The organism is Gulosibacter sediminis (assembly GCF_023370115.1).
Classification (GTDB): Bacteria; Actinomycetota; Actinomycetes; order Actinomycetales; family Microbacteriaceae; genus Gulosibacter; species Gulosibacter sediminis_A.
Window position 1 is genome coordinate 1,511,093 of the sequence record NZ_CP097160.1, and the last position, 18,408, is coordinate 1,529,500.

Annotated in this window: 14 protein-coding genes; 8 read left to right on the top strand and 6 right to left on the bottom strand. The window is 67.3% G+C overall.

Annotated elements, in window-relative coordinates; all coding sequences use genetic code 11:
• Positions 1-584: 584 nt before the first annotated feature.
• Positions 585-1,835 carry an ammonium transporter gene (locus tag M3M28_RS07025; protein ID WP_249385798.1) on the bottom strand — a complete coding sequence of 417 codons (1,251 nt, stop codon included), beginning with the start codon at positions 1,833-1,835 and terminating at the stop codon, positions 585-587.
• Between the two features lie 249 nt (positions 1,836-2,084).
• Complete coding sequence (gene zapE, locus M3M28_RS07030) at positions 2,085-3,077, bottom strand: cell division protein ZapE (protein ID WP_249388011.1); 993 nt, start codon at positions 3,075-3,077, stop codon at positions 2,085-2,087.
• A gap of 128 nt (positions 3,078-3,205) precedes the next feature.
• Between zapE and M3M28_RS07035 the strand changes: the two genes are divergently transcribed.
• Genes M3M28_RS07035 through M3M28_RS07045 form a run of 3 tightly spaced genes read left to right on the top strand, consistent with a single transcriptional unit; the run spans position 3,206 to position 5,322 of the window.
• The gene (locus M3M28_RS07035) at positions 3,206-4,111 is read left to right on the top strand and encodes a sulfurtransferase (protein ID WP_249385799.1); all 906 of its coding nucleotides are present in this window, start codon (positions 3,206-3,208) and stop codon (positions 4,109-4,111) included.
• Positions 4,112-4,118: 7 nt separating this feature from the next.
• A complete protein-coding gene (locus M3M28_RS07040) occupies positions 4,119-4,544 on the top strand; it encodes a SufE family protein (RefSeq protein WP_249385800.1) in 426 nt (141 codons plus the stop codon).
• Positions 4,545-4,554: 10 nt separating this feature from the next.
• Positions 4,555-5,322, top strand: a complete 768-nt coding sequence (locus M3M28_RS07045) for a dihydrofolate reductase family protein (RefSeq protein WP_249385801.1) — start codon at positions 4,555-4,557, stop codon at positions 5,320-5,322.
• On the opposite strand, the gene M3M28_RS07050 is transcribed toward M3M28_RS07045, so the two are convergent.
• On the bottom strand, positions 5,295-6,518 hold the full coding sequence (locus M3M28_RS07050; protein ID WP_249385802.1) for an alpha/beta hydrolase family protein: 1,224 nt from the start codon (positions 6,516-6,518) through the stop codon (positions 5,295-5,297). The genes M3M28_RS07045 and M3M28_RS07050 overlap by 28 nt on opposite strands.
• 108 nt (positions 6,519-6,626) lie before the next feature.
• Between M3M28_RS07050 and M3M28_RS07055 the strand changes: the two genes are divergently transcribed.
• From M3M28_RS07055 to M3M28_RS07075, 5 genes are all read left to right on the top strand, one after another.
• A complete protein-coding gene (locus M3M28_RS07055) occupies positions 6,627-7,187 on the top strand; it encodes a DUF3000 domain-containing protein (protein ID WP_249385803.1) in 561 nt (186 codons plus the stop codon).
• Positions 7,174-8,427 (top strand): ribonuclease D, encoded by a 1,254-nt coding sequence (locus M3M28_RS07060; protein ID WP_249385804.1) that lies wholly within the window; start codon positions 7,174-7,176, stop codon positions 8,425-8,427. Before M3M28_RS07055 ends, M3M28_RS07060 begins: the two co-directional genes overlap by 14 nt.
• 120 nt (positions 8,428-8,547) lie before the next feature.
• Positions 8,548-9,690 (top strand): thiolase family protein, encoded by a 1,143-nt coding sequence (locus M3M28_RS07065; protein ID WP_431193867.1) that lies wholly within the window; start codon positions 8,548-8,550, stop codon positions 9,688-9,690.
• A 9-nt stretch (positions 9,691-9,699) separates the two neighbouring features.
• Positions 9,700-11,853 carry a 3-hydroxyacyl-CoA dehydrogenase NAD-binding domain-containing protein gene (locus tag M3M28_RS07070; RefSeq protein WP_249385805.1) on the top strand — a complete coding sequence of 718 codons (2,154 nt, stop codon included), beginning with the start codon at positions 9,700-9,702 and terminating at the stop codon, positions 11,851-11,853.
• A 97-nt stretch (positions 11,854-11,950) separates the two neighbouring features.
• Positions 11,951-12,844 (top strand): hypothetical protein, encoded by an 894-nt coding sequence (locus M3M28_RS07075; RefSeq protein WP_249385806.1) that lies wholly within the window; start codon positions 11,951-11,953, stop codon positions 12,842-12,844.
• Here the strand turns inward: M3M28_RS07075 and dxs are convergent.
• The 3 genes from dxs to M3M28_RS07090 form a co-directional block, all read right to left on the bottom strand.
• The gene (dxs, locus tag M3M28_RS07080; RefSeq protein WP_249385807.1) at positions 12,798-14,768 is read right to left on the bottom strand and encodes a 1-deoxy-D-xylulose-5-phosphate synthase; all 1,971 of its coding nucleotides are present in this window, start codon (positions 14,766-14,768) and stop codon (positions 12,798-12,800) included. The genes M3M28_RS07075 and dxs overlap by 47 nt on opposite strands.
• A gap of 104 nt (positions 14,769-14,872) precedes the next feature.
• On the bottom strand, positions 14,873-17,566 hold the full coding sequence (gene acnA / locus M3M28_RS07085; protein ID WP_431193829.1) for an aconitate hydratase AcnA: 2,694 nt from the start codon (positions 17,564-17,566) through the stop codon (positions 14,873-14,875).
• Between the two features lie 76 nt (positions 17,567-17,642).
• Positions 17,643-18,404 carry a DUF3159 domain-containing protein gene (locus M3M28_RS07090; protein WP_249385808.1) on the bottom strand — a complete coding sequence of 254 codons (762 nt, stop codon included), beginning with the start codon at positions 18,402-18,404 and terminating at the stop codon, positions 17,643-17,645.
• Positions 18,405-18,408: the final 4 nt, after the last annotated feature.

Here is an 18,408-nt window from a genome sequence, read left to right on the forward strand (position 1 = left end):
AGACCGCCCCGAGCAGCGCATCCAACTCGACCAGCCCACGCGACGCGAGCATCACACCCCGACTCGCGCCACGAACCCCGACTCGCGCTGCGCATCCTGGACGGGTCGGAGCACGGATATACGTACGCCAGCGAGCAAAGATGCGGTTTCCTACCAGCGCTGCAGGTGCAACAGCATCGAACGCAGAAAACCGCATCGAACGTGGCACAAGCTCGCGTGGCCAGCCCTCTTTCTTATGCAGTTTTCTAGTGGCGCTGCAGTTACGACTGCAGCGAACGTAGAAAACTGCATCAAACCGGGCGCAGTCGGGCGCGAGGGCGGATGCGCCGGCACGGGCACGCAGGGACGGCCACCGGGCATCCACTACACGCGCGGCAGGAGAGGCCGGGCGCGGCCACAGCGCGTGTAGAGACCGCTCAGAGACCGCACACAGCGGGAAATTAATAAGGGCCCCGGAGTCGATGACTCCGGGGCCCTGGTGGTTGGTGTGGTCGGCGGCTTCGTGATCACTCACACAGCATTACGCTGGCCCGCAGTGAGTGCTTCCGGCACCGCCATCCATTCGTCGTAGGACGATCAGTGGCCTACGCCGCACCAACCTGGTTGAGCTCGCCGGTGCGCTGGTAAGCGCGTTCGCCGTGGACACTTTCGTCCACACCTGCGAGCTCCTCCTCGCTCGTGATTCGGAAGCCGATGGTCTTCTGAATGACCATCCCCACCACATACGCAACCACGAACGAGTAGATCAATACCGCCACAGAGGCGACAACCTGCAGGATCAGCTGCTGGACACCGAAGCCCATGAACAGTCCCGAGGTAGTTCCGAACAGACCGGGCCAGATCGAGCCGATGAGGCCCGCGACCAGGTGAATGCCCACGACGTCAAGCGAGTCATCGTACTTCGCGGCCCACTTGAGGTCGCAAGCGTACGCAGCGGCAACACCACACACGAAGCCGAGGAGCAGAGCCCATCCGGGAAGAATGTCGGCACACGCGGGGGTGATACCCACGAGGCCAGCGATGACACCAGAGGCGGCGCCAACCGCGGTCGGCTTCTTGCCGCGAAGTCGGTCGATCGCGAGCCAGCCGAGGATACCGGCAGCCGGAGCCACGATCGTGTTGATCGTGATCAGGCCGGGGATGCCGTCAACGAGGTTGCCCGTACCTTCAGCACCGACGTTGAAGCCGAACCAGCCGAACCAGAGGATTGCGGTGCCGACGAGCACGAGGGGCACGTTGTGGGGCTGGTTGAGGCTCTTGCCGAAGCCCTGACGGCGTCCGAGTACGAGCGCCAACGCAAGCGCAGCCGCACCAGCGTTGATGTGCACCGCGGTGCCACCGGCGTAATCGATAACCGCCAGGTCGCCGAAGCCGAGGGCCGTGCCGAGCTGCGAGATCCAGCCGCCGCCCCACACCCAGGCCGCAACCGGGAAGTAGACGAGCGTCGCGAAGATACCCGCGAACAGCAGCCAGGAGCCGAAGCGTGCACGATCCGCGATCGAGCCCGAGATGAGGGCCACCGTGATGATCGCGAATGTTGCTGAGTAGGCACTGCCCATCATGGTCTCGTTATCGCCCGAGGCTGCCACCATGCCGAAGTCCGCGAACGGGTTCCCCGCGAACTGGAAGAAGGACGAGCCGTCTACCGAGATCATCGCGTGTCCGAACAGCACCCAGAGCACAGCAACCAGCGCGAGCGCGCCGAAGGACATCATCATCATCGAGATGGCGCCCTTCTCGCGAACGAGGCCACCGTAGAACAGCGCGAGGCCCGGTGTCATGAACAACACCAACGCCGTCGCAGTAATGAGCCAGGCCGCACCACCTGTATCCATTGAAGTTCTCCTCTCAATCACACCCGGCTGGTCAACCGCTCGACCCGAAACCGTTGGTGTGTGGTTCCTGAGAATAGACCGAACGCGAAAAATAAATGGCGTTTCTCGTGCATATTTTGAGTAACTTTGCACTGTCAACAAACTTTAACTTGCGTGCAACCTTGTTGAAGATTGCGCAAAATTGCAAAGAATCAGCCCGTAACCCGGGGATTTTCCGGTGCTACGGGCTGAAATGAGTGCGGCGGCGCGCTAGGCGCTGGCGGCGCCGGTGGATGCGATGAGTCGCGACACCGAGCGGAGGTACTTCTTGCGGTACCCACCATCGACCATGCCGCCGCCAAAGATCGCGTCGAGGGGCACGCCGGAGGCGACCATCGGGATCTCAGCGTCGTAGACGCGGTCGATGAACGCCACGAAGCGCAGCGCCTCGGACTGGTCGGTGAGCTCGGTCACATCGGTGAGGGCGAGCAGGTTGATGTCGTCGACGAGGCGCACGTACTTCGAGGGATGCACCGTGGCGAGGAACTCGATGAGGGTGCGGAAGTCGTCCTGCGCGACGGTCTTGCCGGCGGTGATGCGCGCATCCACCGCATCCTGCACCTCGGCCGGCGAACTCACGATCGCGTGCCCCTCGACGGCGCGACGACGGTAGTCGACGCCGTCGATGCGCACCGTCTTGAAGACATCGGCCAGCTTCGTGATCTCGCGAAGGAAGTCCTGTGCCGCGAAGCGCCCCTCGCCGAGCGCATTTGGCGGGGTGTTCGAGGTCGCCATGACATGGGTGCCCTTTTCGACGAGGGCGCCGAGGAAGCGGGTCATGACCATGGTGTCGCCCGGGTCGTCGAGCTCGAACTCGTCGATCGCGAGCAGGCTGGCCCCGGTGAAGGCCTCGACGGCCTTCTGATAGCCGAGCGCGCCGACGAGCGAGGTGTACTCAATGAACGTGCCGAAGTACTTGCGGCCGGTAAAGGCGTGCCAGGTTGCGGCGAGCAGGTGGGTCTTGCCGACGCCGAAGCCGCCATCGAGGTAGACGCCGGGCTTCACACTCGGCGCGCGCTTGAACATCTTCGACATGAAGCCGCGGCCGCTCGAGCGGTTTCCCCCAGCCTTCGCGAAGTCGCGCGCGATCTCGACCGCCTGCATCTGCGACGGGTACGACTCGTCGGGCACATAGTTGTCGAAACTCGCGTGCGCGAACTGCGGCGGCGGCACCAGGGCCCGAACCATCTCATCCGGCGTCATCTGCGGAACCTGTTCGGTGAGATGTACGAGGGTGCCTACGGTCACAGAGGTCTCCTTTTGCGCAGGAATAAGCTGGGTCAAGACTACGCTGACCTAGGTACGAACGCCGCAGTATTCGAGGAGTAGTCATGTCCGTCGTCTTCGACGAATCCCAGGAATTCGCGCAGTACGCGCAGCCCCACCGTCTCGTCTCGACCGAGTGGTTGGCCGAGCACCTCCACGACGACGGCCTCGTGGTCGTCGAATCTGACGAAGACGTTCTGCTCTACGAAACCGGCCACATTCCGGGTGCGGTCAAGGTCGACTGGCACACCGACCTCAACGACCCCGTCGTGCGCGACTACGTCGACGGCGAGGGCTTCGCCGAGCTGATGGGCCGCCTCGGTATCACCCGCGACACGACCATCGTGCTCTACGGCGACCGTTCAAACTGGTGGGCCGCCTACGCCATGTGGGTGTTCGAACTCTTCGGCCACGAGGACATCCGTCTCGTCAACGGCGGCCGCGAGAAGTGGGTGGCCGAAGGCCGTGAGCTCACCCGCGAGGTGCCCGAGCGCACGCCAGCCGCGTACCCCGTCGTCGAACGCGACGAGACTGGCCTGCGCGCCCGCCGCGACGACGTCGTCGCCCATCTCGGCGAGGGCAAGCCGCTCATCGACGTCCGCAGCTTCCCCGAATACACGGGCGAGCGCACACACATGCCCGACTTCCCGCAGGAGTCGGCGCTGCGCGGCGGGCACATCCCCTCGGCCCACTCGGTGCCGTGGGCACGCGCCGCGAACGAGGATGCGACGTTCAAGTCGCGCGAGGAGCTCGAGCAGATCTACCGCGTCGAACTCGGCCTCGGCGACAGCGACGACGTCATCGCCTACTGCCGCATCGGCGAGCGCTCGAGCCACACCTGGTTCGTGCTGAAGTACCTCCTCGGCTTCCCCACCGTGCGCAACTACGACGGCTCGTGGACCGAATGGGGCTCGCTCGTCGGCGCCCCGATCGTCGTGGGCGAAGAGCCCGGCGCCGCGCCGACTCGCTAGGGGCGTCATGTCTGCAATTCCTACTCAGCTCGCGGAAATCCGCGACGACTTCCTCGCGATCCCCGAGCGCGAACGCCTCACGATGCTGCTCGAGTTTTCCGACGAGCTGCCCGAGGTGCCCGAGCGCTTTGCGAACGTCGAGTTCGAGCGCGTCATCGAGTGCCAGTCGCCCGTCTTCATCACGACCGAGGTCGACGACGGCACGGTGCACCTGTTCGCAAAAGCCCCCGCTGAGGCGCCCACGACCCGCGGCTTCGCCTCGGTGCTCGTGCAGGGCATCGACGGCCTCTCGACCGACGAGGTGCTCGGCATCCCCGCCGACTTCCCGTTCGAGCTCGGCATCACGAAGCAGGTGTCGCCGCTCCGCCTCAATGGCATGGTCGGCATGCTCGGGCGCGTGCAGCGTCAGGTGCGGGAGGCGGCGAGCGCGTAGCTTGGAAGCCGTGCCCGACACTTCGCAGCCGTTTGATCTCAGCCGCATGCCCGACCCGAGCTGGCTCCGCCAGCTCGGCGGCACCGGCGACCTGCTCGACCTGACCGGCGACGGCATCGCCGCGGCCGAGTCGTGGCTGCGCGAGCATTACGCGCCGCCGCGGCCCGACTGGGTGCGCATGAACATGCTCGGCTCGCTCAACGGCCGCATCACCGGCGGAGACGGCACGTCGGACAGCCTCTCGAACCGGGCCGACCGGCGCATCCTGCGGCTCATCCGCGAGATGAGCGATGTCGTCGTGGTCGGCGCCAACACGGTGCGCGAGGAGCGCCACACCGCGACCCGCCCTACCTGGCTCTGCATCATTTCGGAGTCGGGCAATCTGACCGGGCACCGCATCAGCGAAGCGGATGCGGCGGCCTCGGTGCTCGTGTGCGGGCCGGCCTCGGCGCGTGAACGCTCCGCCGAGACCATGCCCGGGGCCAACTTCGCCGAGTTCGACGCCTCGGGCGGCCGGGTGCCGCTGGATGCGGTGCTCGCGGAGTTGCGCGGGCGCGGCCTGCGCCAGATTGTCGTCGAAGGCGGCACGACTCTGATCGGCCAGTTCCTCGACGCGGCGCTGCTCGACGAGGTGTGCCTCACGCAGGCGCCGGTGTTCGGCCCGGACACCTCGCCGGCGCTCCCCTCGTCGTCGCGCAACTCGGCCTTTCGGCGCGAGCTGCTGCTCGAGGATGAGTTCGGCTTCCTCTATCAGCGACTGGTGCGCGACGACGCCTGAGCCTGGCTGTCGGCCCCGGGCTGCGTGCTGAGCCCGGCGAACCATTCGTCCACCGCGGTCTCCCAACTGTCGCGGTCGACGTTCCAGAGGCGCGTGTGCCGCGCCCGCGTGAACTCGACGTAATCGACGAGGTCGGGCCGCGCCTGCGCGAGACGCTGGCTCGAGGTGACCGGCACCACGGTGTCGGCCGTCGAGTGCAACAGCAAAATCGGCACCTCGAACTCGTCAGCCCGCGCCACGAGGTCAAGCTGCGCGAGGTCAATCGGCTCGTCGGTGCCGAGCAGACCCCGGTGCAGCGGGGAGTTGAGCAGCCACATGCCGAGCTTCGCGACCGGCGCGGGCACGCGCATCTGCGCCGCCTGGTACTCGAGCGTGTCGTGCCAGTTCACGGCAGGCGACTCGAGCATGAGGCCGACGATGCGTTTGCGGAAGCGCGAGTTGAGGTAGGTCTGCCCGACGATGCCGCCGCCCATCGACCAACCAGTAAGCACGATCCGCTCGGCGCCGCGTGAGCTCGCCCACTCGAGCGCGGCGTCGACGTCGTGCCATTCGGTGAGACCGAGCCCGTACTTGCCGTCGGCCGGCGAAGGCACGCCGAGGTCGTTGCGGTAGCTCACGACGAGCGAGTTCCAGCCCTGCGCCCGCACGAGCGGCACGGCGCGCAGCGGCTCGGTCATCGCCGCGCCGCGCCCGTGCACGTGAATCACCCAGTCGTGGCTGCCCTCGCGGTCGGCCGGCACGAACCAGGCGGGCATCGGGCCGAGCTCGCCCGGCACCTCCACCTCGCGCCAGTGCAGGCCGAGGTCGCGAATGTCGCGTTGCGGTGCCGACGCCACCCGCACCGTGCGGATGCCCACGATGGGCGTGCCGATCGCCTCGCTGAAGCGCCGGGTCACGGTGCGCAGGTCGGCGGTGACGATCTCACCGAGGTGCGCTCGGCCCCGGGCCGAGTCCCACAGCAGGGTGTACTCCCCCGCCGTCTCCGACTCGATGGTGCGCTCAAGCGTGATCGTGCCCGCCGTCGCCTCGGGGTTGTGCAGATCGCACTTGATCACCCGCACCGGCCCACGCGTGCTCCGCGGCGGGTTCACCACCTGGCGCGCGAGCATGGTCGCGGCGGTCGCGGCGAGCGACCCGAAAAACACCGTGGCACCGGCCGCGAGCGCGGTTGCGTTCCTGAGGGGTCGTCCGGTCATTTTCCTCCGTTCGCGGCAAGTCGGCGCGCCGCCGCTCACAGGCCGCACCACCCGGCCTAACCTTCAGGCGTGGTGGTCAGCTTGCATCCGGTGCCCGTAGCGTTCGACATGGCAGTCGAGTCAATTCGAGCTGTCGAGTTTCGCAGCGACTTACGGGTGCAGGAAATCCGATCACCCGAGGGTCTTGCACCGCACGCGTTGGCGCTCGCAGCCGATGTTAGTCCCGGCAACCTGGAGGGCGACTCTCAGCTCGGCACGGGCCGCTTCATCCTGCTGCACGACCCTTCCGAGCCGGATGCGTGGCGCGGCGACTTCCGCGTCGTGTGCTTCGCGCAGGCCCCGCTCGAGACCGACATTGGCGGCGACGCCATGCTGCCGGAGGTCGCCTGGTCGTGGCTCGTCGACGCCCTCGACGAGAACGGTGCCGACTATCGCTTCCCCTCGGGCACCGTCACGGTGGTGAACTCGAAGGGCTTTGGCGAGCTCACCGAGCAGGGCGAGGGCTCGCAAATCGAGATGCGCGCCTCGTGGACCCCGCAGAATTCCGACCTCGCGGCGCACGTCGAGGCGTGGTCAACGCTCCTGTGCATGCTCGCGGGGCTGCCGCCGGTCGATTCCCAGGACGTCGCGATCCTGCGGCACGCGGCGCGTGAACATGGCCGCGGTTGATGGCAAGCGCCTCGAGCGCGGCGGGCTCGAGGTTATCGACACGCACATCGCCCTGAGCGACGCGCTCGGCCGGCTCGAGGAGGGCACGGGACCGATCGCGATCGACACCGAGCGCGCCTCGGGCTACCGGTACTCTGACCGCGCCTACCTCATCCAGATCTTCCGCCGGGGCACCGGCACGCTGCTCATCGACCCCATCCCGTTCGGCTCGCTGAAGTCGGTGACCGAGGTCATCGCCGACGACGAGTGGATCCTCCACGCCGCGACGCAGGATCTCCCCTGCATGCGCGACATCGGCCTCACCCCGACCCACCTCTTCGACACGGAGCTCGCCGCACGGCTGCTCGGCATGGACCGGGTCGGGCTCGGCGCGGTCGTGCAAGAGCTGCTCGGCATCGAACTCGCAAAGGCACACTCGGCCGATGACTGGTCGGTGCGCCCGCTGCCGAAAGAGTGGCTCGCGTACGCCGCGCTCGACGTCGAGCTCCTCGTGGATGTGCGGGATGAGCTGGCAAGGCGGCTGACGGATGCGGGCAAGGATGATTGGGCGCGCGAGGAGTTCGCGGACGAACTGCAGCGCCCGCTCAACCCCGTCAAGCACCTCGCACTCGAGCCCGACGCCGACCCGGAACGCTGGCGTTCGCTCTCGGGCGTCCACCAGCTGCGCTCGCCGCGCGCCCTCGCGATCGCCCGCGAGCTCTGGCTCAGCCGCGACGCCTACGCGCGCGAAACCGACACGGCGCCCGGGCGCATCATTCCCGATCGCTCCGTGCTCGCCGTCGCGAAGGCCCAGCCCCGGTCAAAGGGGCAGCTCGGCTCGATGAGCGACTTCACCGGCAAGCAGTCCCGCTCGCAGCTCGATCGGTGGTGGGACGCCGTCGCGGCGGGCCGCGAGAATCCCGCGCCGCCGAAGCGTGCCGCGCCGGATTCCAATCGGCTCCCCCCGCTCAAGGCGTGGGAACAGAAGCGCCCCGAGGCGTTCGCCCGCGTGAGCGCGGCGCGCCCCGCCGTCGCGGAACTCGCCGAAGAGCTCCATCTACCGACCGAGAACCTGCTCACCCCATCCCTGCTTCGGCAGCTCGCTTGGGACGGCACGGCCAACACCGAATCCGAAATTCGGAGTGAACTCAGAAATTTGGGCGCGCGACAGTGGCAGGTCGACATGACGACCCCCGTTATCGCGAGGTCGTTTGTCGAGGCCACCCAAGACGCTACGGATTCCGACATCTCTCCTCGGTAGGCTCGCCCTGATCACAACGGTCCGTAACGATGCGGACCACGAGGAGGAATAGTGACCGGATCAGAGGTCCATTTCATTGACGGCACGCGCACGCCGTTTGGCCGCGCTGGCGAAAAGGGCATGTACTGGGGAACTCGTGCCGACGATCTGGCGGTGAAGGCGATGAAGGCCCTCATCGACCGCAATCCGCAGATTCCGGTCGACCGCTATGACGACGTCGCAATCGCGGCGACGACGCAGCAGGGCGACCAGGGGCTCACCCTCGGCCGTACCACTGCGATTCTCGCGGGCCTGCCGCTCAACGTGCCCGGCCTCGCGATCGAGCGCATGTGCGCGGGCGCCCTCACCGCGTCGGCCCTCATGGGTTCGACGATCGGCTTCGGCCAGAACGACGTCGTCATCGCCGGCGGCGTCGAGCACATGGGCCACCACCCGATGGGCCAGGGCGTCGACCCGAACCCCCGCTTCCTCTCCGAGCAGCTCGTCGACGCCGAGGCGCTGAACATGGGTAACACGGCCGAGCGCCTGCACGACCGCTACCCCCAGTACACGAAGGAGCGCGCCGACCGCTTCGCGCTCGCCTCGCAGCAGAAGGCCGCGAAGGCGTACCAGGACGGCAACTTTGCGCGTGACCTCGTGCCCGTCGCCATCGAGAGCGAGTCCGGCTGGGGGCTCGCCGACCGCGATGAGCACCTCCGCCCCGACACGACGATGGAGGGCCTCGCCGGCCTCAAGACGCCGTTCCGCCCGCACGGTCGCGTCACCGCCGGTAACGCCTCGCCCCTCACCGACGGCGCCACCGCGTCGATCCTCGTGTCGGACGACGCGCTCAAGGAGTTCGGCCTCAAGTCGCGCATGAAGATGGTGTCGTTCGCGTTCGCGGGCGTCGAGCCCGAGGTCATGGGCCTCGGCCCCATCCCCTCGACCGAGAAGGCACTCAAGCGTGCCGGCCTCAAGATCGACGACATCGGCCTGTTCGAGCTCAACGAGGCCTTTGCAGTGCAGGTGCTCTCGTTTCTCGACCACTTCGGCATCGCCGACGACGACCCCGCGGTCAACCGATTCGGCGGCGCGATCGCCCTCGGCCACCCGCTCGCGGCGAGCGGCGTGCGCCTCATGATGCAGCTCGCGAACCAGTTCGAGCAGTTCCCCGAGGTGCGTTACGGCGTCACCGCGCTCTGCGTCGGCCTCGGCCAGGGCGGCACGATCATCTGGGAGAACCCGTCCTGGAACGGCAAGAAGCACGCGCGAGCAGGAAAGTAGGCAGAACAAGTGAAGTTCCCCAAGTTTGACCGCAGCAAGTACGCAGCGCTGCTCGAGCCGGCCGCCGAGGCCGAGGTCATCACCGAGGCGAAGGTGCGCGACGTGCGCCTCGCATCCGGCCGCACCCTCGCCCTCATCACCCTCGACAACAACAAGGACTACAAGCGCCCGAACACGCTCGGCCCGAACACGCTCGCCGCGCTCGGCGAGACGCTTGAGTCGCTGCGCGCCCGCGCCGCCGCCGGCGAGATCGACGCCGTCGCCATCACCGGCAAGCGCTTCAGCTTCGCCGCCGGCGCCGACCTCTCGCTCGTCGACCGCATCCCGAGCCGCGATGTTGCGCGCCTCATGGGCGAGATCGGGCACCACGCGCTCGGCCTGCTCGGCGACCTCGGTGTGCCGAGCTTTGCGTTCGTCAACGGCCTCGCCCTCGGCGGTGGCGTCGAGGTTGCGCTGCACTCGACCTACCGCACGATCGACGCCTCCACGCCGGCCATCGCCCTGCCCGAGGTCTACCTCGGCCTCGTGCCCGGCTGGGGTGGCGCCACCCTCGTGCCGAACCTGATCGGCATCGAGAATGCCCTCAAGGTCATCATCGAGAACCCGCTCAAGATGAACCGCACGCTCAAGCCGAAGCAGGCCCTCGAGCTCGGCCTCGTCGACCGCCTCATCGCGCCGGTCAACTTCCTCGAAGACTCGCTGAAGTTCGCGGATGCGGTGCTCGGCGGCGAGGCCGTCAAGTGCCCGAACGAGCCCGGCAAGATCGAGCGCGTCACGAAGTGGGACATCGCGGTGAAGATCGCGCGCAAGTCGGTTGAGGAGCGCCTCGGCACCGTGCCGAAGGCCCCCTACCGTGCCCTCGACATCATCGCCCTCGCAAAGCACAACGACCTCGCCCGCGGCTTCGAGGCCGAGAACGAGGCCCTCGCCGACCTCATCTCGGGCGACCAGTTCATGGCGTCGATGTATGGCTTCGACCTTGTGCAGCGCCGGGCGAAGCGCCCCGAGGGCGCCCCCGACAAGGCACTCGCCGGCAAGGTCACGAAGGTCGGCATCGTCGGCGCGGGCCTCATGGCCAGCCAGTTTGCGACGCTGTTCGTGCGCCGCCTCAAGGTGCCCGTCGTCATGACCGACCTCGACCAGGAGCGCGTCGACCGCGGCGTCGCGAACGTGCATGCCGAGCTCGAGAAGCTGCGCGACAAGGGTCGGCTCGATTCCGATGAGTTCAACCGGCTCACGGCCCTCGTGACGGGCACGACCGACCGCAGCGAGTTCGCCGACTGCGACTGGGTGATCGAGGCCGTGTTCGAAGAGGTTTCGGTGAAGCAGGAGGTCTTCGGCGACCTCGAGAACATCGTCTCGGAAGAAGCGATTCTCGCGACGAACACCTCCTCGCTCTCGGTGGACGAGATCGGTTCGAAGCTCCGCCACCCGGAGCGACTCGTCGGCTTCCACTTCTTCAACCCGGTCGCGGTCATGCCGCTCGTCGAGGTGGTCAACGCCGCGAAGACGAACGAGGCCACCCTCGCGACGGCGATGCAGGTCGCGAAGAACCTCAAGAAGAACGCGGTCATCACCACCGACCGCCCGGGCTTCGTGGTGAACCGTGTGCTCGCCAAGGTGCTCGGCGAGGCCATGCACGCCGTCGACACCGGCACCCCGATCGCGGTTGTCGACCACGCCTCCGACCCCATCGGTCTGCCGATGACGCCGTTCGAGCTGCTCGAGCTCGTTGGCCTCAAGGTCGGCGCGCACGTGCTCACCTCGCACCACACCCCGTTCCCCGACCGCTTCTTCGAGTCGAAGAACCTGGATGCGCTGGCCGACTCGGGCGCGAAGCTCATCGAGCGCGACGGCAAGGGCCGCGCGAAGGGCTACACGAAGGAGTTTGAGAAGGTCGTCGGCACCGAGGGCAAGACTCCGATGACCGCCGAGCAGCTGCGCGAGCGGCTCGAGACCGGGCTCGCCGAGGAGATCAAGATCATGCTCGACGAGGGCGTCGTCACCGCCCCCGAAGACATCGACCTGTGCCTCATCCTCGGCGCCGGCTTCCCGCTGCTCGATGGCGGCATCACGCCGTACCTCGACCGCGTGGGTGCCAGCGAGCGCGCGTTCGGCGGCACGTTCCACACCCCGACGATTCGCGGCGCGGCGGAGCGCTAAGCGGCATCCGAGAACGGGCCGACTCCCCCAGCGGGAGTCGGCCCGCTTCGTTTCCCGACCCAGTTTTGCGGCTACCGCCGTCGGCTAGCGTCGAGGCATGCGTGAATACCTCATTGATGCCAGCCGCCCCACCGACTCGGAATCGCTGCACGCCCTGCTGCGCGACGTCATCGCCGCGGATGGCGCGCTGACCCGCGCGCAGGTCGACGCCATCGGCATGACGAGCGAGGTGCACGACGAGGGCACGCACATCGAGCGGCTCGCCCTCGACCTCTCGGGCACGCAGCTCAGCCCCCGCCAGCTCGCCGAGCAGGCGAAGGAGCGCGAGCAGGAGGTGCCCGACGAGCCCGCCACGCCGTTCGTGCCCACCGTCGTGCAGGTCGATGCCGCATCCTTCTCGGCCCAGCCCCTCAAGCTCGGGCCGCTTGAGCTCAAGGCCACCGGCTCGGCCGAAAACGTGCGCTACGCCTGGCTCGAGGACGCGAAGGGCGGCCTCTGGGTCGAGCACCTCAAGTCGGCCGACGGCAAGCCGGGCCACGCCTCGGCCGAGTTCGAGGTCGACACGCGCGACTTCGAACCCCTCGCCCGCGAGGTGCTCGAGCGTGCCGACGCGAAGGTGAAGCTGCTCGAGTTCACGCCCGAAGTCGAAACCCCGAACGACCGCGAGGCGAACGTGCGCATCGCCATGCGCTGCGGTTACGGCATCGTGCGCGCGAGCATCATCGTTGACGCCCACGCGGTCGTCGACGACAACATGGTGCTGCACATCAAGCAGGTGAAGTTCTCGAGCAAGAACCCCGTGCTCGCGCTCGCCTACAAGGCCATCGAGCGCATCGTGCTGCGCGACGGGCGCATCCCCGAAACCATCGCGATCAACGAGCAGCTGCCCGCGGGCATCGAGCTCACGGATGCGCGCATCCGCGCAGTCGGCACCCGGCTCACGATTACTGGTGAGGTGCTTGCCGAGGGGGAAGCAGACTTTCCGGCGTAGCGGCGGTTCCGGCGCGTTCGGGTCGCGCGTGCGGCACGCGTGACCCGAGCACCTGCGCCACGACGTTGCGCGCAATCTGCTGGGGTGTGAGCCCCGCATCCTCGAGAATCTGACCGCGGCTCGCGTGGTCGAGGAACTCGTCGGGCAGGCCCAGCTCGGTCACGGTCGTGTCGACCTCGGCCGCGCGGAGGTCTTGGCGCACGCGGGTGCCGATGCCGCCGACGACAATGCCGTCCTCGAGCGTGATGACGAGCCGGTGCTCGTCGGCGAGTGCGATGACGCTCTCGGGCACGGGCACGACCCAGCGCGGGTCGACCACGGTGACGCCGATGCCCTGCGCCTCGACGTGCTTCGCGACCTCGATCGCGGTGCTCGCCATCGGGCCGACGGCGACAATGAGCACATCCGCCCGGCTGCCGACGCGCAGCACGTCGACGCCGTCGTCGAGCCGACGCACGGCCTCGACCTCGTCGCCCACCTTGCCCTTCGAATACCGCAGCACGGTCGGGCCGTCTTCGATGGCGATCGCCTCGCGGAATTCCTCGCGCAGTCGGGTCGCGTCGCGCGGTGCGGCGAGCCGAATGCCCGGCACGATCTGCAGCAACGCCAAGTCCCACATGCCGTGGTGACTCGGCCCGTCCGGGCCGGTGACGCCAGCGCGATCGAGCACGAACGTGACCGGCGCGTGGTGCAGGCCAACGTCCATGAGCACCTGATCAAACGCCCGGTTCATGAATGTCGCGTAGATCGCGACGACCGGGTGCAGGCCGCCGAACGCCATGCCGGCCGCCGAGGTGACTGCGTGCTGCTCGGCAATGCCGACGTCGTGCACGCGCTTCGGGTACTTCTTCGCCAGCGGCTCGAGCCCGACCGGGCGCAGCATTGCCGCGGTGATGCCCACGACGTCGTCGCGTTCGTCGGCGACCTTGACCAGTTCGTCGCCGAACACCGCGGTCCACGACTGCCCGCTTGACTCGGCCACCGGCTCGCCCGTGATCGGGTCGATTTGGCCGACGGCATGGAACTGATCGTTCATGTCGTCGGTAGCCGGCTTGAAGCCGTGGCCCTTTTCAGTGATGACGTGCACGATCACGGGCTGCCCGTAGTCGCGGGCCTGGCGCAGCGCTTCTTCGACCGCGCGCTCGTCGTGGCCGTCGATCGGGCCGAGGTACTTGATGTCGAGGTTCGAGTAGAGCGAATCATTGTTCGTGAAGCGCGAGAGGAAGCCGTGCAGGCCGCCGCGCACCGCTCGGTAGACGCTGCGGCCGAACTTCCCACCGAAGCGCGAGAAGGCGCGGTCGGACGACTTCTGGAGACTCGTGTAGGTGCGGTCGGTACGCACGCGGTTGAGGAAGCGGGCCATGCCGCCGATCGTTGGCGCGTAGGAGCGGCCGTTGTCGTTGACGACGATGACGAGGCGGCGCGAGTTGTCGTCGCTGATGTTGTTCAGCGCCTCCCAGGTCATGCCGCCCGTCAGCGCGCCGTCGCCAACGACGGCGACCACCCCGCGTTCGCCCTGACCGGTAAGCTGCCAGGCTCTGGAGATGCCGTCGGCCCAGCTCAGCGAGCTCGACGCGTGCGACGACTCGACGATGTCGTGCTCGGACTCGGCGCGCTGCGGGTAGCCGGCGAGGCCGCCGCGCTCACGCAGCTCGTCGAAGTTCTGACGCCCGGTGAGCAGCTTGTGCACATACGACTGGTGCCCCGTGTCGAACACCACGGCATCCTTGGGTGAGTCGAAGACGCGATGAATCGCGAGCGTCAGTTCGACCACGCCGAGGTTCGGGCCAAGGTGCCCGCCGGTACGACTGACGTGCTCGATCAGGAACGCGCGGAGTTCTTCCGCCAGTTGCTCGAGCTCCGCCTGCGAGAGACGGTCAAGATCTCGGGGCCCCTTGATCGATGGCAAGAGCTGCTCCGCCATTCGGACTCCCTTCTTCACGTAAGCAGTAACTCTACCGCCCGCGCGTGGGAAACCGCGTCGGCGGGCAGCCCTTAAGGCTACCCGCCGACGCGGTATGCGGAGAACTACTTGTTCGCGACGAGCGAGCGCAGCACGTACTGCAGGATGCCGCCGTTGCGGTAGTAGTCGGCTTCACCGGGCGTGTCGATGCGCACGACGGCGTCGAACTCGACCGGCTCGCGACCGGCCTCCGAGTTCTCGGTCGGGGTCGCGACGACGTGCACCGTCTTCGGGGTGGTGCCGTTGTTCAGCTCTTCGAGGCCCGTGATCGAGAACGACTCGGTGCCGTCGAGGCCGAGCGACGCGGCCGACTCGCCAGCCGGGAACTGCAGCGGCACAACGCCCATGCCGATGAGGTTCGAGCGGTGGATGCGCTCGTAGCTCTCGACGATGACGGCGCGAACGCCGAGCAGCCTCGTGCCCTTGGCAGCCCAGTCACGCGACGAGCCCGAGCCGTACTCCTTGCCGCCAAGCACGACGAGCGGGGTGCCCTGCTCGGCGTAGTTCTGCGCCGCGTCGTAGATGAACGACTGCGGGCCGTCGGCCTGCGTGAAGTCGCGGGTGTAGCCACCCTCGACGCCATCGAGGAGCTGGTTCTTCAGGCGAATGTTCGCGAAGGTACCGCGAATCATGACCTCGTGGTTACCGCGGCGCGAGCCGTACGAGTTGAAGTCACGACGCTCGACACCGTGCTCGGTAAGGTACTGACCTGCCGGGCTCGCGGCCGGGATCGAACCCGCGGGCGAGATGTGGTCGGTCGTGGTCGAGTCGCCGAGCTTGACGAGCACGCGGGCGTCGGCGATGTCGGCCACCGGGGTGAGCTCGAGGGTCATGCCATCGAAGTAGGTCGGCTTGCGCACGTAGGTCGACTCCGAGTCCCACTCGAACGTCGAGCCGGCCGGGGTCGGCAGCGAGCGCCAGCGCTCGTCGCCCTCGAAGACCGAGGCGTACTCGTTCGTGTACATGTCGGTGTCGATCGACTCGTCGATGACCTGCTGCACCTCGGCCGCGTCGGGCCAGATGTCGGCGAGGAAGACGTCGTTGCCCTCCGAGTCCTGGCCGAGCGGCTGGTTCTCGAAGTCGAAGTCCATCGAACCGGCGAGGGCGTAGGCCACGACGAGCGGCGGCGACGCGAGGTAGTTCATCTTCACGTCGGGGTTGATGCGACCCTCGAAGTTACGGTTACCCGACAGCACTGCCGTGATGGCGAGGTCGTTGTCGTTGATGGCCTCCGAGATCGGCTGGTCGAGCGGGCCCGAGTTACCGATGCAGGTGGTGCAGCCATAGCCGACGAGGTAGAACCCGAGGTCGTCGAGGTACTTCGTGAGACCCGACTTGTCGTAGTAGTTCGTGACGACCTTCGAACCCGGTGCGAGCGTGGTCTTCACCCACGGCTTCGACTGCAGGCCCTTCTCGACCGCGTTGCGGGCGAGGATGCCCGCGGCCATCATGACCGAGGGGTTCGAGGTGTTCGTGCACGAGGTGATCGCGGCGATGCCGACGTGGCCGTGGTCGAGCTCGAACTCGGCGCCGTTGTTGGTGACGGTGACAGGCTTCGAAGCCTCCGAAGCGTAGTTGTTTAGGTCGCTTTCGAACTGCGTCTTCGCGTTGTCGAGCTCGATGCGGTCCTGCGGGCGGCGGGGGCCGGCGATCGACGCGACGACGGTCGAGAGGTCGAGCTCGAGGTACTCCGAGAAGTTCGGCTCGTTGGCGGCGTCGTGCCAGAGCGTCTGCTCCTTGGCGTACGCCTCGACGAGCTTGACCTGCTCTTCCGAGCGGCCGGTGAAGCGGAGGTAGTTCAGCGTCTCGTCGTCGATCGGGAAGACCGCGGCGGTCGAACCGAACTCGGGCGACATGTTGCCGATGGTGGCGCGGTTCGCGAGCGGCACCTGGCCGACACCCTCACCGTAGAACTCGACGAACTTGCCAACGACGCCGTGCTGGCGCAGCATGTCGGTGATCGTGAGCACGACGTCGGTCGCGGTCACGCCGGTGGGGATCGAGCCGTTGAGCTTGAAGCCGACGACCTTGGGGATGAGCATCGACACGGGCTGGCCGAGCATGGCCGCCTCAGCCTCGATGCCGCCAACGCCCCAGCCGAGCACGCCGAGACCGTTCACCATGGTGGTGTGCGAGTCGGTGCCGACGAGGGTGTCGGGGTAGGCCTGCTTGACGCCGTTGACCTCGCGCACGAAGGCGACGCGAGCCAGGTACTCGATGTTCACCTGGTGCACGATGCCGGTCCCCGGAGGCACGACCATGAAGTCGTCGAACGCGCCCTGGCCCCAGCGGAGGAACTGGTAGCGCTCGCCGTTGCGCTGGTACTCGATCTCGACGTTGCGCTCGAAGGCGTCGTCGCTGCCGAAGAGCTCGGCGATGACCGAATGGTCGATCACGAGCTCGGCGGGCGCGAGCGGGTTGATCGTTTCGGGGTCGCCGCCGAGGTCCTTCACGGCCTCGCGCATGGTGGCGAGGTCGACGATGCAGGGCACGCCGGTGAAGTCCTGCATCACCACGCGGGCCGGGGTGAACTGGATCTCGGTGTTCGGCTCGGCCGAGGCATCCCACGAGCCGAGGGCCTTGATCTGCTCCGCCGTCACGTTCGCGCCATCTTCGGTGCGAAGGAGGTTCTCGAGCAGCACCTTGAGGCTGAAGGGCAGCTTCTCGTAGCCGGCAACCTTGTCGATGCGGAAAATCTCGTAATCGGTGCCCTCGACGTTCAGAACGTCTTTGGCGCCGAAACTATTGATAGCAGTCACGATGCTCCTAATCTTTGACTTGCCGGAAGATATCTCGACTTAGAGAGATCTTACCGTATTTGGGGGTGCGACGAGTTCATTCGTCGGCCAGGTTCTGCTTAGGTTCGCCTGACTTGGCGGGGTCGGATGCCGTTTGGTATACGGCGCGAACGAACAGCACCGTGAGCACGATCACGAGCGCAAAGAGGGGTGCCCCCATGACGAGTCGGGCGACACCGAGGGCTTCGACAGCGCCGGCAAAATACAGCGGCAGCTGCACCGCGAGGCGAGCGAGGAAGAACGCGACCCAGACGCCGGTGGCCAGTTGCATCCACCACATGAGCCGCCTCGAGGAGCGCCACTTCGTGCCGTCACCAAACAGGAAACCCGAGATGACGCCGACGATGGGCCAGCGCACGAGCATCGACAGCACGAGCCCGGCCGCGTAGGCGCCGTTGGTCCAGAAGCCGACGACGAAGTACTGCGTGCCCTCGCCGCTGCGCAGCGCGAGGAAGCCCGAGACAACGAGCCCGAGTAGGCCACCGACGGCGGATGCGGCCGGCTCGCGCCGCACGAGGCGCACGATCACGAACGCGAGGCCGATCACGGCGGGCACGCCCACCGACACCCAGAGGTCCTTCGTGAGCACGTAGAGCACGAGGAACGCGATGCCCGGCAGCAGCGCCTCGACGAGCCCGCGCCATCCGCCCATCGCCGTGAGCAGGGCCGCCGACATCGAGTCGGTCTCAGCAACGCGGCCAAGCGCCGAGTTGCGCGCGGCCGCACCAAGCTTCTGCTGGAGCTCTTCGCCGCCCGGACCCTCGGCGGTCGCGTCGCCGTCGCGCGCTTCGTCGCTCATCTCG

Bases quoted from the DNA above. Each gene is read 5' to 3' on its own strand.
- M3M28_RS07025 (WP_249385798.1), bottom strand. From the start codon at position 1,835: ATGGATACAGGTGGTGCGGCCTGGCTCATTACTGCGACGGCGTTGGTG.
- zapE (WP_249388011.1), bottom strand. From the start codon at position 3,077: ATGACGCCGGATGAGATGGTTCGGGCCCTGGTGCCGCCGCCGCAGTTC.
- M3M28_RS07035 (WP_249385799.1), top strand. From the start codon at position 3,206: ATGTCCGTCGTCTTCGACGAATCCCAGGAATTCGCGCAGTACGCGCAG.
- M3M28_RS07040 (WP_249385800.1), top strand. From the start codon at position 4,119: ATGTCTGCAATTCCTACTCAGCTCGCGGAAATCCGCGACGACTTCCTC.
- M3M28_RS07050 (WP_249385802.1), bottom strand. From the start codon at position 6,518: ATGACCGGACGACCCCTCAGGAACGCAACCGCGCTCGCGGCCGGTGCC.
- M3M28_RS07055 (WP_249385803.1), top strand. From the start codon at position 6,627: ATGGCAGTCGAGTCAATTCGAGCTGTCGAGTTTCGCAGCGACTTACGG.
- M3M28_RS07060 (WP_249385804.1), top strand. From the start codon at position 7,174: ATGGCCGCGGTTGATGGCAAGCGCCTCGAGCGCGGCGGGCTCGAGGTT.
- M3M28_RS07065 (WP_431193867.1), top strand. From the start codon at position 8,548: ATGTACTGGGGAACTCGTGCCGACGATCTGGCGGTGAAGGCGATGAAG.
- M3M28_RS07075 (WP_249385806.1), top strand. From the start codon at position 11,951: ATGCGTGAATACCTCATTGATGCCAGCCGCCCCACCGACTCGGAATCG.
- dxs (WP_249385807.1), bottom strand. From the start codon at position 14,768: ATGGCGGAGCAGCTCTTGCCATCGATCAAGGGGCCCCGAGATCTTGAC.
- M3M28_RS07090 (WP_249385808.1), bottom strand. From the start codon at position 18,404: ATGAGCGACGAAGCGCGCGACGGCGACGCGACCGCCGAGGGTCCGGGC.